The 14479-nt window shown below is 61.5% G+C and carries 16 protein-coding genes; 7 read left to right on the forward strand and 9 right to left on the reverse strand.

All coding sequences use genetic code 11. The annotated features are described in order from the left end of the window. Positions 1–1083: an AI-2E family transporter gene (locus R1T45_RS10380; RefSeq protein ID WP_067937490.1), complete on the reverse strand. Its 1083-nt coding sequence runs from the start codon at positions 1081–1083 to the stop codon at positions 1–3. A gap of 244 nt (positions 1084–1327) precedes the next feature. Here R1T45_RS10380 and proS point away from each other — a divergent pair, with 244 nt between their 5' ends. Genes proS through R1T45_RS10400 form a run of 4 tightly spaced genes read left to right on the forward strand, consistent with a single transcriptional unit; the run spans position 1328 to position 5209 of the window. After that, positions 1328–2668, forward strand: coding sequence for a proline--tRNA ligase (proS, locus tag R1T45_RS10385; RefSeq protein WP_093926792.1), 1341 nt, complete (start codon positions 1328–1330; stop codon positions 2666–2668). Between the two features lie 8 nt (positions 2669–2676). Further along, positions 2677–3183 (forward strand): DUF2937 family protein, encoded by a 507-nt coding sequence (locus tag R1T45_RS10390; RefSeq protein ID WP_120351533.1) that lies wholly within the window; start codon positions 2677–2679, stop codon positions 3181–3183. Between the two features lie 54 nt (positions 3184–3237). Further along, positions 3238–4533, forward strand: a complete 1296-nt coding sequence (locus tag R1T45_RS10395) for a lipoprotein-releasing ABC transporter permease subunit (RefSeq protein WP_205570864.1) — start codon at positions 3238–3240, stop codon at positions 4531–4533. Continuing rightward, positions 4526–5209 carry an ABC transporter ATP-binding protein gene (locus tag R1T45_RS10400; protein WP_120351532.1) on the forward strand — a complete coding sequence of 228 codons (684 nt, stop codon included), beginning with the start codon at positions 4526–4528 and terminating at the stop codon, positions 5207–5209. Before R1T45_RS10395 ends, R1T45_RS10400 begins: the two co-directional genes overlap by 8 nt. 1 nt (position 5210) lies before the next feature. Here R1T45_RS10400 and R1T45_RS10405 read toward each other — a convergent pair whose 3' ends face one another. The 6 genes from R1T45_RS10405 to R1T45_RS10430 all read right to left on the reverse strand — a co-directional run bounded on the left by R1T45_RS10405 (position 5211) and on the right by R1T45_RS10430 (position 10563). Next, entirely contained in the window at positions 5211–5888 is a 678-nt protein-coding gene (locus tag R1T45_RS10405) for a hypothetical protein (RefSeq protein ID WP_317390768.1), read from the reverse strand. Between the two features lie 139 nt (positions 5889–6027). Continuing rightward, positions 6028–6957: a hypothetical protein gene (locus tag R1T45_RS10410; protein ID WP_317390769.1), complete on the reverse strand. Its 930-nt coding sequence runs from the start codon at positions 6955–6957 to the stop codon at positions 6028–6030. After that, positions 6954–8909 (reverse strand): DNA topoisomerase IV subunit B, encoded by a 1956-nt coding sequence (gene parE, locus R1T45_RS10415; RefSeq protein ID WP_317390770.1) that lies wholly within the window; start codon positions 8907–8909, stop codon positions 6954–6956. Before parE ends, R1T45_RS10410 begins: the two co-directional genes overlap by 4 nt. A 96-nt stretch (positions 8910–9005) precedes the next feature. Beyond that, positions 9006–9383, reverse strand: coding sequence for a type II toxin-antitoxin system death-on-curing family toxin (locus tag R1T45_RS10420; RefSeq protein WP_317390771.1), 378 nt, complete (start codon positions 9381–9383; stop codon positions 9006–9008). Continuing rightward, on the reverse strand, positions 9380–9628 hold the full coding sequence (locus R1T45_RS10425; protein ID WP_093926785.1) for a hypothetical protein: 249 nt from the start codon (positions 9626–9628) through the stop codon (positions 9380–9382). Before R1T45_RS10425 ends, R1T45_RS10420 begins: the two co-directional genes overlap by 4 nt. Positions 9629–9675: 47 nt before the next feature. Beyond that, positions 9676–10563: an alpha/beta hydrolase gene (locus R1T45_RS10430; protein WP_317390772.1), complete on the reverse strand. Its 888-nt coding sequence runs from the start codon at positions 10561–10563 to the stop codon at positions 9676–9678. Positions 10564–10712: 149 nt separating this feature from the next. Here R1T45_RS10430 and R1T45_RS10435 point away from each other — a divergent pair, with 149 nt between their 5' ends. Beyond that, a complete protein-coding gene (locus tag R1T45_RS10435; RefSeq protein WP_132445184.1) occupies positions 10713–12068 on the forward strand; it encodes an MATE family efflux transporter in 1356 nt (451 codons plus the stop codon). Between the two features lie 3 nt (positions 12069–12071). Here R1T45_RS10435 and R1T45_RS10440 read toward each other — a convergent pair whose 3' ends face one another. Together R1T45_RS10440 and R1T45_RS10445 are read right to left on the reverse strand one after the other, a co-directional pair. Next, positions 12072–12473, reverse strand: a complete 402-nt coding sequence (locus tag R1T45_RS10440; protein WP_317390773.1) for a hypothetical protein — start codon at positions 12471–12473, stop codon at positions 12072–12074. A gap of 9 nt (positions 12474–12482) precedes the next feature. Next, positions 12483–13685, reverse strand: coding sequence for a pyridoxal phosphate-dependent aminotransferase (locus R1T45_RS10445; RefSeq protein ID WP_317390774.1), 1203 nt, complete (start codon positions 13683–13685; stop codon positions 12483–12485). An 85-nt stretch (positions 13686–13770) separates the two neighbouring features. Here R1T45_RS10445 and R1T45_RS10450 point away from each other — a divergent pair, with 85 nt between their 5' ends. Further along, on the forward strand, positions 13771–14172 hold the full coding sequence (locus R1T45_RS10450; RefSeq protein WP_120351523.1) for a multiprotein-bridging factor 1 family protein: 402 nt from the start codon (positions 13771–13773) through the stop codon (positions 14170–14172). Beyond that, positions 14165–14431, forward strand: a complete 267-nt coding sequence (locus R1T45_RS10455; protein ID WP_120351522.1) for a succinate dehydrogenase assembly factor 2 — start codon at positions 14165–14167, stop codon at positions 14429–14431. Before R1T45_RS10450 ends, R1T45_RS10455 begins: the two co-directional genes overlap by 8 nt. The last annotated feature ends 48 nt before the right edge of the window (positions 14432–14479 follow it).

The following is a 14479-nucleotide window of genomic DNA, read 5'->3' on the forward strand; positions in this document are numbered from 1 at the left end:
TCAGCGAATGTCCTCGTCGACGGTCGTTTCAGGCTCGCGGCCTTTGTAGAGCACGCTTTCACGGTAGCGCGCCGTGGCGAAACGCGCGATCACCCCGATGGCGGCGGCCACGGGCACCGCGACCAGCAGGCCGACGAAGCCGAAAAGCGTGCCGAAGACCGACAGCGCCAGCAGCAGCCAGACAGGGTGCAGCCCGACTGAGTTGCCGACGAGTTTTGGTGTCAGCAGATTGCCCTCGACGATCTGGCCCAGCACAAAGATGCCCGCCACCAGCCCGATCGACACCCAATCGCCCCAGAATTGGAACAGCGCCAGCCCGATCGCCAGCGCCCCACCGATCAATGCGCCAAGGTAAGGGATGAAAGTGACCAAACCGGCCACGAAACCGACGACGAGGCCGAACTGTAGCCCCACCAGCATCAGCGCCACGGCGTAATAGGTGCCAAGGATCAGGCAGACCGTGCCCATGCCACGCACGAAAGAGGCGAGCGTCGCGTCGATCTCCCGCGCCAATTGCCGGATCGTCGGCGCATGGTCGCGCGGCAGCAGCCGGTCAATGGCGGCAACCATGCGGTCCCAGTCGAGCAGCAGGTAGACGGCGACCACGGGCACGATGACGAACAAGAGCAGGATGTTGATCAGCGAGGCAAAGGAGGCCAGTGCGGTTTGGAACAGCTCACCACCGCGTTCTTGGATCGTCGTGCCCAAGGTGGTCAGCGAGGTGCGCAGCGTCGAATCGTCGTCCAACAGCGAGGGGAAACGGTCGGTGATGAAATCGGTAAAATTGCGAGTAACCTTGGGCGCGGTCTCGATCAGGTTGACGGTTTGGTTCACTAGCGTCGGGATGACCAAAAGCGCCATCAGCACGAAGATCAAAAGAGCCGCCACGGTGATCAGCGCGGTGGCCATTACACGGCTCAGCCCCAGACGCTCCAGCCGGTCGGCCACCGGATCAAGGAAATAGGCAATCGCCCCGCCGAGCAGGAAGGGCAGCAGCACGTCGCCCATGAACCACAATGCCACCATGAACACCGCCGCAGCGATGCCCCAGTATTTCAATTGGTCTCGGATTGGCAGGGCCATGATGCTCTCCGGCAGGGAATGTTCTCACATCGCCCATGTGGCGTTTCGTTTCAAGTCTTGGCTGCTTAACTTGGGGGAGATCGGGCGACCATCGCAGCAGCACGCTGTCCGTTGTGCACAGGCCGCTTAGGAGATGGGCGCGGTGCGCCGCGGGCGGCCAAGCTCTCGCGCTGCCGTGCGATGTGATTGTCTCGCCTCCTGACATGCACTAGTCAGGGGGCAATTCGCTCAATGAGGAAACACCATGCGTCTGTCCCAATATTTTCTGCCCGTGCTGAAGGAAAACCCTGCCGAGGCGCAGATCGTCAGCCACCGGTTGATGCTGCGGGCGGGGATGATCAAGCAATCCAGCGCGGGGATCTATTCTTGGCTGCCGTTGGGCTACAAGGTGCTGCGCAAGGTCGAAGAGATCGTGCACCAAGAGCAGCAGCGCGTGGGCCATATCCCGATGCTGATGCCGACGCTGCAATCGGCGGATCTGTGGAAGGAATCGGGCCGCTATGACGCCTACGGCCCCGAGATGCTGCGCATCCGCGACCGCCAAGACCGCGACATGCTCTATGGTCCCACCAATGAGGAGATGATCACCGACATCTTCCGCAGCCATGTCGGCTCTTACAAAGACCTGCCGCTGACGCTCTATCACATTCAATGGAAGTTCCGCGACGAGATCCGCCCGCGTTTCGGCGTGATGCGGGGCCGCGAGTTCCTGATGAAAGATGGCTATAACTTCGACCTCACCAAAGAGGATGCGCTGCACGCTTACAACCGCCATCTGGTCAGCTATCTGCGCACCTATGAGCGGATGGGCTTGCAAGCGATCCCGATGCGTGCTGATTCCGGCCCCATCGGCGGCGATGATACGCATGAATTCCTCGTGCTGGCCGAAACGGGCGAGTCGGAGGTCTTCTATGACAGCGAGATCACCGATCTGACCTTTGGCGACCGCGAGATTGACCCCAGCGATCACGACGCCTGCCGCGCTGTGCTGGATGAGTTCACCTCGCGCTACGCCCGCACCGATGAGACCCACGACCCCGAGCTTTTCGCCAAGGTGCCCGAAGAACGCCAGCGCACCGCGCGCGGCATTGAAGTGGGGCAGATTTTCTACTTCGGCACGAAATACTCCGACGCGATGAACGCCAAGGTCCAAGGCCCGGACGGCAAGCAAGTGCCGGTGCATATGGGCAGCCACGGCATCGGCGTCAGCCGCCTGCTAGGCGCGATCATTGAGGCCAGCCACGACGACAAGGGCATCATCTGGCCTGAGGGCGTGACGCCCTTCCACGCCGGGATCGTGAACCTCAAGCAAGGCGATGATGAGGCCGATGCAGCCTGCGACGCGCTTTATAAGAGCCTCAAAGCGCTGGGTCTCGATCCGCTTTACGACGACCGCAAGGGCGGGGCGGGTATGAAATTTGCGACGATGGATCTGATCGGTCTGCCGTGGCGCATCACCGTTGGGCCACGCGGGCTGAAGAATGGTGTGGTTGAGTTGACCAGCCGCCGTACGGGTGAAAGCGAAGAGCTGCCGCCAGAGCAGGCGGTCGAAAAGCTGGCGAAAATCTACGCCGGTATTGCCTGAGGTCGCCGATGATCCTGCGGGCGCTGACATTGGCCGGTGGGATCATAGGGGCAGGAATTGCGGCGCAAGGCCCGGGGTTTTCCCGGGCCTATGTGTTTGAGCTAGAAGCCGCAGAACGCAGGCTTTCGCAAGTGGTGGCGGATTTCGACCGTGCGGCCGAAATTGTCGGGCTAGACAGAAAGGCCGCTCTGGCGCGGCTGCGTGGCTCGGCCCTTTTGGAGCGTCGCCGCATTGACCTGATCCGCAATATTGAGCGTCACGCGACACTGGAGGCGGAATTGCCGCCCCTTAGCGCAGCAGGCCCGTTCTTGCGCAGCTATTATCTGCTGCATGCGCCGGATGCTGACGCCCTGCGCGAAACCGTGCGTGCCTTTTCGCCCTCCGCCCCGCGCAGCCGTGCGGAATTTATCTTTGCCGTTTTGGGGTTCATCGGAGGGGCCGTTTTTAGCCGGTTCCTTTTGTGGCTGCCCACATGGCCCGCGCGCTTCCGCCGCCGCCGGGCATTGCGTTCTTGACCCTTCTGAGGCAAAGGCTCACGTTGCGCGCACCTCAGACCGGAGCCCTCCCCGATGGCCAGTAAGCCCACCCGAACCGCCCCATTCGCGGCCTTTGAATGGATGATCGCTTGGCGCTACCTCCGCGCCCGCCGCGCCGAGGGCGGGGTGAGCGTGATGACGTGGATCAGCCTGATCGGCATCACGCTCGCGGTCTTCGCGCTGATCGCCACGCTGTCGGTCCGCTCGGGTTTTCGGGCAGAATTCGTCGACACGATCCTTGGCGCCAACGCGCATGTCACGGTCTACACGATGGGCGAGGTGCAAGAGACCGGCCAGATCGACCGCACCATCGCCAACTACACCGAGATGGCTGCCGAGGTCGCAAAAGTGCCCGGCGTGACCCGCGTGGCCCCCTTGGTGCGCCAGCAGGTCATGGCGAACCGGCGGCAATCCAACGCAGGCGTTGAGGTCTTTGGCATCGCGTCTGATGATCTGATGACCATCCCCGGCATCCAGCCTTCCGAGCGCTCTTTCGGTGACATCGGTCGGTTTGAAGAGGGCATCGCCATCGGCAGTGGCGTGGCGCAGTCTTTGGGCGTGCAGGTGGGCGATACGATCAAGCTAATCTCGCCCAATGGGGTGAAAACCGCCTTTGGCACCAGCCCGCGGGTGAACGGCTATGAAGTCGTCTATATCTTCTCTGCCGGGCGCTATGATATTGATAAGACACGTGTCTATCTGCCGATCGCCGAGGCGCAGAGCTTTTTCAACCGCGAGGGCGTCGCGGATGAGTTGGAGGTTATGGTCGAAGACCCCGAGAGCGTTGACGCCATGGCGCCGGCGCTGATGCAGGCGGCGGGCGACCGGGCGCAGGTCTGGACATGGCGCGATGCGTCCGGCTCGTTCCTTTCGGCGCTGGATATCGAGGACCGGGTGATGTTCGTAATCCTCTCGGTGCTGGTGTTGATCGCCGCGATGAACATCGTCTCGGGGCTGATCATGCTGGTCAAGAACAAGGGCCGCGACATTGGCATTCTGCGCACCATGGGGCTGTCTGAGGGCTCGGTGCTGCGGGTGTTCTTTATCTGCGGCGCGTTCACGGGGATCATCGGCACCGCCGCGGGCGTGGTGCTGGGCGTGCTCTTTGCGATCTACGTCGACCAGATTTTCGCCTTCGTGAACTACCTCAGCGGCGGCAATGCTTGGGATGCGTCGATCCGCGGCATCTATTTCCTGCCCGCGAAACTGCAACTGGGCGATGTGCTCTCCGCCGTGGGGCTGTCGCTTGGCCTTAGCTTTGTCGTGACGATTTTCCCCGCCCGCCGTGCGGCGCGGATGAACCCTGTGGAGGCCCTGCGCTATGAATGATCCCGTCCTGCGCCTGAGCGGCATTTCAAAGGCCTACAACCCCGGCAAGCCCAACGAGGTGCAGGTGCTACGCGGCATAGACCTGACGGTCGCCCCCGGTGAAGTCGTGGCACTGGTCGCCCCTTCGGGTGCGGGCAAGTCGACGCTGCTGCACATCGCGGGGCTGCTGGACGCGGCTGACAGCGGCACGGTTGAGATCGCGGGCGATGACCTCACGGGGCAGAGCGACCGCAAGCGCACCGGGGTGCGCCGGGCGGATGTGGGATTTATCTATCAATTCCACCACCTACTGCCCGAATTCACCGCGCTGGAAAACATCGTGCTGCCGCAGCTTGCCAATGGCGTGGCCCGCAAGGTGGCCGAGGCGCGGGCGCGTGATCTTTTGGCGCAGGTCGGCATCGCCGAGCGGGCCGACCACCGCCCCGCTGCCATGTCGGGCGGTGAGCAGCAGCGGGTGGCCTTTTGCCGGGCGCTGGCCAATGCGCCGCGTCTGCTGCTGGCGGACGAGCCCACGGGCAACCTCGATCCCTCCACCTCGGATCAGGTGTTTGCGGCGCTGATGGCACTGGTGCGCGGCACCGGGCTTTCGGCGGTGATCGCCACGCATAACCTCGAACTGGCCGCGCGGATGGACCGACAGATCCGGCTTGAGGCAGGGCAGCTAGTGCCGGTCTAAATCAGCCGCAGATATTGTCCAACTTAACCCCATCCCACGGCAGGCTCACGTCATAGGGGCGGCTTTGGGGCAGGGGGGCCACGGGCATGACCTCGGACAACATCGCATGCAACCGCTTGGTGCGTGGCGCTTGCGGGTCGAGCGCGCGGCAGCAGACGAATTCCTCGACGATCGAACCTTGCTGCTCATAGCCGAAGTCGAGGAAGCGCGGCTGGGTGTCGACTTCGAAGAGGTAGGGATCGGGGCTGGTAAACTGCTCCGAGGCCGCGCGCAGGGGCGAATAGCCGGTGAGCTTGCGGTTCTGCCATTGCCAGACATGGGTGATCTCATGCGCCAGCAGCATCGCCGCGATCAACCCAATGCGGTCGGGGTGATCGGGGAGGTAGTCTTCGAGGTACCAATCCTTGTCGAATAGCAGGTTGTTCCACAGGGCCACGGCGGCGGGTTTGGAGGTCACGGTGTCACCTTCCTGCGGCGGCAGGATGCGCTCGCGGCAGGTGGTGCGCGGGCGCGGCTTGCGGGTGAAGGTGACGGCGCGGGTCGGGGCCCCGTCGTGCAGACGCACGCGGTCGTAGTCGACGGATGTGCCGTGAATGGTGGAGAGATAGGCGCGTTCGTTCTCCGTCAGCGGACGGCCGCAGGCGGTGAGGAGTAGGAGAAGGAGGAGGGCGCGGATCATGGGGGGAGTTAGGACCGGTGTGGGCGGCGGATCAAGGGGGAAGTTGGGGGTGCAAAGGCGAACGGTGCAGGTAACTGCTGTCGCGGTCCCGACCTGTCGTTGTGTGGAAGCCCCTTCCCCATGGGGGGAAGGGAAGGGGCTATGCGCCAAAGGCGCATGGGATACGGAACAGATGTGGCTGGGGGGCGTGCTCTAGAATCCCCACCCCGTATCTACTCTTTTTTGCGCGAGTTAGAAAATGGTCGGCTAGTTCCCTCAGCGCGGCTTCTTCCTTAACATGAACTTTCGCGTTCGATAAAAGCCAATCCAAGTCAGTTTTGGCTTCGTCGTCTCCAAAAAGTGCTGCGTTTGACCTACGGATTGGCCAGGGATTTTTTCTGACAGAAAAACCACCAATCAAAGGGTGATCATGGGAGAAATACTTAGGAAAAAATTCGATATTCTGGAAAGAAATAGTGGTTGCTAGCTGAAGTCTGTTTCTATTGCTGGGGCCATCCAAGCTCGGAAACTCCGCCGCAAAGGTCTCTTCTAAGGTTCCCGCCTCATCTGGTTCTTGGCTTTCGAGGAGGTTTTTTCTGGCGGGGCGACCTGCAAGCTCTCTTAGGAGAATGAACAACGCATCTAGCATATGCACTTCATTGAAAAATGCTTTGGTAACTTGAGCGTTTCTATACCGGATGTGTGCGGTGCCGTTCTCCTGAAAACGGTACACGACTTCTTCAATGGGAGTAGGACGTAGACCGTCAGTAAATTTCGACGAATAGATTTTTTCCGAAGGCAAGGAGGTTTGCACCTTTAGCGATTCTGAAGGTAGCCTACCATCTTCGATCAGTTTGCTCAGTAAGACGGTAAACTGGTGCCCGTCTCCCTTACGACTTAAAGGGATACGACAATTCAGCGTGATCGCTTTCAACGACTTCTCTATGGTTTGCGCCGCACTCCAGCAAAATTGATGAAGTCTAGCGTTTTGTGCGGCCCATCTTGCGACAAGATAATCTTCTTCGGCGCTATCGAGAAAGTAGGCGTTGACGACCGACTGCGCTATTGGGTGTAGCCCGTTTTCCCTCAAACATCCAACTCCTCCACAAACTGCGCGTTCTGCTGAATATACGCAAATCGCATCTCCGGCTTCTTCCCCATCAGCCGCTCCACCAGATCCCCGGTCTCACCGGGCACGTCCTCATCCACGGTCACGCGGATCAGCTTGCGGGTGGCGGGGTCCATGGTGGTCTCTTTCAGGTCCTTCGCGTCCATCTCGCCCAGACCCTTGAAGCGGCTCACATCGATCTTGCCTTTGCCGCCAAGACCCTTCTCCAACCACATGTTTTTCTCTGCCTCATCAAGGCAATAGACCCGTTTCGCCCCCTGCGTCAGGCGGAACAGCGGCGGGCAGGCGAGGTACAGATGCCCCGCGTCGATCAGCGGGCGCATCTGGGTGAAGAAAAACGTCATCAACAATGACGCGATATGCGCGCCATCGACGTCGGCGTCGGTCATGATGATGATCTTGTCATAGCGCAGATCGTCGAGGTTGAATTTCGTGCCCATGCCAACGCCAAGCGCCTCGCAAAGGTCGTTGATCTCGGCGTTGGTCGTGAGCTTGCTTGAGGCCGCGCCCAGCACGTTCAGGATCTTACCCTTGAGCGGCAGCAGCGCCTGCGTATTGCGGTTGCGCGCGCCCTTGCCAGAGCCACCCGCCGAGTCGCCCTCGACGATGAACAACTCGGTGCCTTCGCGGGTCTTGCTGGTGCAATCGGTGAGCTTGCCGGGCAGGCGCAACTTTTTGGTGGCGGATTTACGGGCGGTTTCCTTCTCTTGCTTGCGGCGCATCCGTTCCTCGGCGCGCAGGACGAGGAAATCGAGGATGGCACCGGCGGATTTCGTGTCCGCCGCCAGCCAGTTATCAAAGTGGTCGCGCACGGCGTTCTCAACCAGACGCGCGGCTTCGGTTGTGGCCAGACGGTCCTTGGTCTGGCCCACGAATTCCGGCTCGCGGATAAAGCAAGATACCAGCGCGCAGCCTCCGGTGATCAGGTCGTCGCGGGTGATGTCCTTGGCCTTGCGGTTGTTCGCCAATTCGCCATAAGCGCGGATGCCTTTGAGGATCGCAGCCCAGAAGCCGCCTTCGTGAGTGCCGCCCTCGGGCGTGGGCACGGTGTTACAGTAGGACTGGATGAAGCCGTCACGCGCGGGCGTCCAGTTGATCGCCCATTCGACCTTGCCCGGCACGCCAAAGCGTTCTTGGAACTCGACCGTTCCGGCAAAGGGGTTTTCGGCATAGGTAGTTGATTTGCCGAGTGTTTCGCGCAGGTAATCAGCCAGACCGCCGGGGAAGTGAAAAGTCGCCTCCATCGGCGTGTCGCCGTCTTCAATCTCAGATTTCCAGCGGATTTCGACGCCGGAGAACAGATAGGCTTTGGACCGGACCATCTTGAGCAGGCGGGAAGGCTTGAAACGGTGGGCGCCGAAAATCTGCTCATCCGCGTGGAAAGTCACCGTGGTGCCGCGCCGGTTGGGCGCCGCGCCGATCTTCTCCACCGGGCCTTGCGGGATCCCGCGGGAGAAGCGTTGTTCGAACAGTTCGCGGTTCCGCGCGACCTGCACCACCATCGAATCCGACAGCGCGTTGACTACGGATGCACCAACCCCGTGCAGACCGCCCGAGGTCTGATAGGCTTTGCCCGAGAACTTGCCGCCCGCGTGCAGCGTGCAGAGGATTACTTCAAGCGCGGATTTGTCGGGAAACTTCGGGTGCGGGTCGATCGGGATGCCGCGGCCGTTGTCGCGAATGGTGACCGAATAATCGGCGTTCAGCTCCACCTCGATCCGGTTGGCATGGCCCGCCACCGCTTCGTCCATCGAGTTGTCGAGCACTTCGGCCACAAGGTGGTGCAGGGCGCGTTCATCTGTGCCGCCGATATACATGCCGGGGCGCTTGCGGACAGGCTCCAGCCCCTCCAGCACTTCGATGGAGGAGGCATCGTATTCGGTGGGTTCCTGGCCGGAAAGAAGATCGGTCATGCGGGCCTGCTCTTTGTTTGTGGGTGGGGGCCATTTTGACAGCCCCGCGCGCCGGGGGCAATCGCGGGTTTGTCTTGTCGGGTGGATTTAACCGGGTCAGCTGGCTTTGGCGCGCAGCCAATCAGCAAGGGTCTCTTCGTCGATGCGGCCTTGGGCCACTTCGCGGATCAGGTCGCCTGCCTCGACGGTGTCGTGGTCAAGTTGCACCCCATTGAGATCAAGACAGATATCGAGAACGAGATGCGCGGTTCGCTTGTTCGCGTCGTTGAAGGCATGCCCAGTGGCAACCGCCACGCAATAAGCCGCAGCGAGGTCAAAGACATCTTCGATCATGCCGTAGACCAGTCGGTTGTCGACCCGTGCCAGCGCTCCTTCGAGTGATTTGTCCAAGGCCATGCCGGCTAGCTCACCGGGGTTTAACGCGGAATCGTGGATCCTGACGACGAGGTCAGGTGAAAGCAGCACATAGGTCATTTATCTTTGAGATAGTCCAGAACCGGCTGGTTGATGTGCTTTCTGCGGGCAATGCTCTCCATCACCTCATCCAGCGTGGCCACGCGCGGCTCCTCCTGCAGGGTCGCCTCGGCGGGTACGAAATACCCCACACAGCGTGAGTTCTTCATCACCGCCACGGGTTTGCCGCCTGAGCGTTCCAATACCTTATGCGGTTCGCGCATTTCGGTCATGGTGGCGATGTGGTTGGTATGGATGCGGGTCATGGCGTGGCTCCTGAATACACATCTCAATATACATTTTATTGCGCATTTTACAAGGGCCGCGCCCCGCACCAATCAAGGATCGCCTTTGCCACAACTGATGGCTTTTGGTGGTGCAACCAGTGGTCCGCGCCTTCTATCTCAATCCGGGTAAGGTCTGGCGCGAAGGTTTCCAGCCCCGCGGTGGCTTCGGGCAAAAGGGCGGTATCCTCGGCGCCCCAGATCAGCAGATGCGGGCAGTTCACGCGCAAACGTTCAACCGGGAATTCTGGCAGGTCGCGCAGGGGCTTGCCGGGGGCCGCAACCTGCAGGGGGGAGGCGCGATACCAGTTGATCATCGCCCTCAGCCGCCCCGGACGCCCCCATTCCGCGCGGTAATCCTCAAGCCGCTCTGCCGTCAGCCAACTCAGGTCCATATGCGCCGAAAAGAGCTTTAGCAGCCCGGCGAAGTCATCTTTGGCTAGCCTCACCGCGCTGCCTTCGGCGCGCAGCGCGTTGATATATTGCGAAGCGCGCGACTGTGCACCGCCTGCGGCCATGGCGCGCTGAAAAGGCACGGGATGCACGCCGTTGAGAATGATCAGCCGGGCCATTAACTCGGGTCGGAACATCGCCAATGCGTAGCCCACCGAAGCGCCCCAATCATGCGCCAAAACCGTCACCGGCCTGTCCCCGATCAACGCGGCCATATCGGCCATAAGATGCGCCATCGCGTAGGGTTCGATCCCTTCGGGCGCGCTGCTTTGGCCATAGCCGCGCTGGTCGGGGGCGATGCAATGGAAGTGCTGGCAAAGCAGCGGGGCCAGATCGCGCCATGCGCCGCCATATTCGGGAAAGCCATGGAGCATGAGAAGCGGCGGCAGGTTCTCATCGCCCCAATGGCGTATGAAAATCTCCTGACCGTTCACGCGGCGGGTTTCGGTCCGTGTTGCTTCCATCGCGAGCCCTCCTGCCATCAGCTTTGCCGCTCAGGGCCGCAGACGCAAGGAATTCATGGCAAAATCAGGGCAACAAAGCCCCCGCAACCCTATGACAGAGCGCAAAAACCGGACTTTCCCTTTGCAGCGGCCCGGCGTAAGGCTGGCCCATGACCAAAGTAATGACCAACCGCAATCACGTCCGGGCGATCCTGACGCTTGGCCTGCCGCTGATCGGCGGACATCTGGCACAGATGGCCATCGGGGTGACCGATACGGTCATGCTGGGCTGGTATTCGGTCGAGGCGCTGGCAGCGGTTGTTCTGGGCAGTACCTATTTCTTCGTGCTGTTCATCTTTGGCTCGGGCTTTGCCATGGCGGTGATGCCGCTGGTGGCCGCCTATGACGCCGAGGGTGACGAGATTGGCCTGCGCCGCGCCACGCGCATGGGGCTGTGGCTGTCGGTGGGTTTTGCGATGATCGCGCTGCCCGCGATGATATGGTCGCCTGCGGTGCTGGACCTGCTGGGACAGGGGCCCAACCTTGCCGATACGGCGGGTGATTACCTCAAAGTCGCGGGCTGGGGTATTGTGCCCGCGCTGCTGGTAATGGTGCTGAAATCCTACCTTGCCGCTTTGGAGCGGACGCAGGTTGTGCTGTGGATCACCCTGCTGGCTGCCGTGATCAATGCGATGGCGAACTACGCGCTGATCTTTGGCAATTGGGGCGCGCCGGAGCTTGGCGTGATGGGCGCGGCGGTGGCCTCGGTCACGACGCAATGCGTCTCGCTTATCGGGGTGGTGATCTATGTGCTGATCGCCCTGCCGCAACACAGTCTGTTCGTGCGGCTCTGGCGGGTCGATACCCAGATGCTGGTGCGGGTCTTTACGTTGGGGCTACCGATTGGCCTGACCACGCTGAGCGAAGTTGGCCTGTTTGCGGCCTCTTCGTTGATGATGGGCTGGCTGGGGACGATCCCGCTGGCGGCGCATGGGATTGCGATCCAGCTCGCCTCTCTGACCTTCATGGTGCATCTGGGGCTGAGCAACGTCGCCACGATCCGTGCGGGCAATGCCTATGGCCGCCGCGACGTGCCGCATATGAAGCGCGGCGCGGTGATTGTCACGGTCCTGTCGCTGGTCTTTGCCCTGATCACCATGGTCGGTTTTGTGGGCTGGCCCGAGCCGTTGATCTCGGTTTTCATGCAAGAGGACGAGCCTGCGCGGGTCGAAATCCTTGCCATTGGCACCGGCCTTCTGGTCATGGCCGCGCTGTTTCAACTGGTCGACGGGGCGCAGGTGGTGGCGCTTGGTCTGCTGCGCGGGGTGCAGGATACCAAAATCCCGATGGTGATGGCCGCGATCAGCTATTGGGTGGTCGGGATGCCCTGCTCCTATTTCCTTGGCTTTACGCTGGGGTTTGGGGCCATGGGGATTTGGGCCGGTCTGGTGGCCGGGCTGGGCGTCGCGGGGCTGCTGCTCAACGCGCGGTTCTGGGGCGTCACGGTCAAGTCACTGGCCGGGTAACCCTCAGCTCCGATCCATCCGATCCGCTTTTTTGCGCACGAGCGTGCTGCGCAGATCATGCATTGCCAACAACAAGTCATCCGTCACCGCCTCAAGCTCGGCGTCCGTGGCGCGCGATTGCGCCCATTGGGTGGTGAGGTTCAGATGATCCACCGCGCGGCGGATGTCGTCAATCTCCCGCGCGGCAAGGGTTTCGCGGCGCGCCTTTGTCCAGCGGGCGATCTCGGACTTATCGGCTTCGGTCAAACGGTGCTGCCCGTGAGGCTTTACCTCACCGTTGCGGATGTTGACGACGGCGATCTGCTCCATCTCGATCCGGCGCTGGCGGTTCGCGGCATCCAGCCGAAACACCGCCGCGCCATTCTCGCGGACCCTGAAGTAATAGTCGGGAAGATCGCCTGCCATGATTCGCCTTTACGTCAGCCCGGCGCAGAAAGTCTGGATGCGGGTGCATGCCTCTTTCAACGCCTCGTCAGACGTAGCGTAGCTGACGCGGAAATTCGGCGAAAGACCGAAGGCCGCGCCAAAGACGACCGCCACGCCGGTTTCCTCAAGCAGCGCGGTGGCAAAGGTCTCATCATCCGAGATCTTGGTGCCCGCCGCCGAGGTCTTACCGATCAGCCCCGCGATGGAAGGGTAGACGTAGAACGCCCCCTCGGGCGTCGGGCAGGTGATGCCCTCAATGGCCGAAAGCATCTCCACCACCAAATTGCGGCGACGCACGAACATCTCGTTGTTCTCAGCGATGTAATCCTGCGTGCCATTCAGCGCCTCAACCGCGGCCCACTGGCTGACCGAGCAAGGGTTCGACGTGCTTTGCGACTGGATTTTGCGCATCGCGCCGATCAGCTTTTCCGGGCCTGCGGCATAGCCGATGCGCCAGCCGGTCATAGCGTAGGCTTTCGAGACGCCGTTGACCGTTAGCGTGCGGTCGTAAAGCGCGGGTTCCACCTCGGCCGGAGTGCAGAACGCGAAGCCGTCATAGGCGAGGTGCTCGTACATATCGTCGCTCATCACCCAGACATGCGGGTGGCGCATCAGCACATCGGTCAGCGCCTTCAACTCGTCGCGGCTATAGCCCGCCCCGGTAGGGTTCGAGGGCGAGTTGAAGATGAACCATTTGGTTTTGGGCGTGATCGCCTCTTCCAGCGCTTCCGGCGTCAGCTTGAAGTTATTCTCAAGCGTGGCGGGCGCGACCACCGGGGTTCCGCCTGCGAGCAGTACCATATCGGGGTAGCTGACCCAATAGGGCGCGGGGATCACGACTTCTTCGCCGGGGTTCATCGTTGCCATCAGCGCGTTATAAAGGATCTGTTTGCCGCCCGTCCCGACGCTGACCTGCGCGGGGGTATAGTCCAGCCCGTTGTCGCGCTTGAACTTGGCGCAGATCGCCTGTTTCAACTCAGGGATGCCATCCACGGGGGTGTATTTCGTCTTGCCTGCGTTGATCGCGGCGACGGCGGCGTCCTTGATATTCTGCGGCGTGTCAAAGTCCGGCTCGCCCGCGCCAAGTGCGATAATATCGCGCCCCGCGGCCTTGAGTTCTGCCGCCTTGGTGGTGACGGCGATGGTGGGCGACGGTTTGACCCGATCAAGGGTCGCGGACAGCAGTTCCATTTCAGCCTCGGGTTGCTTATGAATATCCCCACGTTCATAGGGGGCGGCCCCGCACCCGGCAAGGGTGTCTGGCAGGAGATAAAGCATGACCGACGAGATTGACTGGTACGGCCCCGAGGCCGCCACCTTTGGCGACCGGGTCGCGGCGGCCCGCGAACAGACCGGCATGACACAGGCGATGCTGGCCAAACGGCTGGGCGTGCGTCTGTCCACCCTGCGCGGCTGGGAGGACGATCTGTCTGAGCCGCGCGCCAACCGGCTTTCGATGCTGGCGGGGCTTTTGAATGTCTCGATGATGTGGTTGATCAATGGCGAAGGCGAGGGGGTCGATGCCCCCGAAGCGGGCGAAACCGCGCGCCGCGTCGATCTGGAAGAAGTGTTGGCCGACATGCGCGCCCTGCGCACCGACCTGCTGAAAAAGGCCGAGACTGTCGGCAAAATGGAAAAGCGCATTCGGCGCCTTATGACGGAGCCCGCAGATGCCTGAGGTCCATGAACACCGGTTGAAACGCCTGCAAATGCGCTCCATGCGCCGGGGCATCAAAGAGATGGACCTGATCCTATCGGCCTATGCCGAGGCGCGGCTGCCGCAGATGGATGACGCGGGGCTCACGCTCTATGACCAGATGCTCAATGAGAATGACCACGACCTTTATCTTTGGGTCAGCGGACAGGCCGACGCCCCCGCCGAATATGCGGCATTGGTCACAGATATCCGCGGGCAATTGGCCGAGGCGCGCGGCTGATTCAAAAAACCCGAAAGGGTTTAACGAATTATTCTGATTTTTCAGCGA

It is taken from the genome of Sulfitobacter sp. LC.270.F.C4 (assembly GCF_032922545.1).
GTDB classification, from domain to species: Bacteria; Pseudomonadota; Alphaproteobacteria; order Rhodobacterales; family Rhodobacteraceae; genus Sulfitobacter; species Sulfitobacter profundi.

Excerpts from the sequence above, each read along its gene's own strand:
- R1T45_RS10380 (WP_067937490.1), bottom strand. The coding sequence starts at position 1,083 with ATGGCCCTGCCAATCCGAGACCAATTGAAATACTGGGGCATCGCTGCG.
- proS (WP_093926792.1), top strand. The coding sequence starts at position 1,328 with ATGCGTCTGTCCCAATATTTTCTGCCCGTGCTGAAGGAAAACCCTGCC.
- R1T45_RS10390 (WP_120351533.1), top strand. The coding sequence starts at position 2,677 with ATGATCCTGCGGGCGCTGACATTGGCCGGTGGGATCATAGGGGCAGGA.
- R1T45_RS10395 (WP_205570864.1), top strand. The coding sequence starts at position 3,238 with ATGGCCAGTAAGCCCACCCGAACCGCCCCATTCGCGGCCTTTGAATGG.
- R1T45_RS10400 (WP_120351532.1), top strand. The coding sequence starts at position 4,526 with ATGAATGATCCCGTCCTGCGCCTGAGCGGCATTTCAAAGGCCTACAAC.
- R1T45_RS10405 (WP_317390768.1), bottom strand. The coding sequence starts at position 5,888 with ATGATCCGCGCCCTCCTCCTTCTCCTACTCCTCACCGCCTGCGGCCGT.
- parE (WP_317390770.1), bottom strand. The coding sequence starts at position 8,909 with ATGACCGATCTTCTTTCCGGCCAGGAACCCACCGAATACGATGCCTCC.
- R1T45_RS10420 (WP_317390771.1), bottom strand. The coding sequence starts at position 9,383 with ATGACCTATGTGCTGCTTTCACCTGACCTCGTCGTCAGGATCCACGAT.
- R1T45_RS10425 (WP_093926785.1), bottom strand. The coding sequence starts at position 9,628 with ATGACCCGCATCCATACCAACCACATCGCCACCATGACCGAAATGCGC.
- R1T45_RS10430 (WP_317390772.1), bottom strand. The coding sequence starts at position 10,563 with ATGGAAGCAACACGGACCGAAACCCGCCGCGTGAACGGTCAGGAGATT.
- R1T45_RS10435 (WP_132445184.1), top strand. The coding sequence starts at position 10,713 with ATGACCAAAGTAATGACCAACCGCAATCACGTCCGGGCGATCCTGACG.
- R1T45_RS10440 (WP_317390773.1), bottom strand. The coding sequence starts at position 12,473 with ATGGCAGGCGATCTTCCCGACTATTACTTCAGGGTCCGCGAGAATGGC.
- R1T45_RS10445 (WP_317390774.1), bottom strand. The coding sequence starts at position 13,685 with ATGGAACTGCTGTCCGCGACCCTTGATCGGGTCAAACCGTCGCCCACC.
- R1T45_RS10450 (WP_120351523.1), top strand. The coding sequence starts at position 13,771 with ATGACCGACGAGATTGACTGGTACGGCCCCGAGGCCGCCACCTTTGGC.
- R1T45_RS10455 (WP_120351522.1), top strand. The coding sequence starts at position 14,165 with ATGCCTGAGGTCCATGAACACCGGTTGAAACGCCTGCAAATGCGCTCC.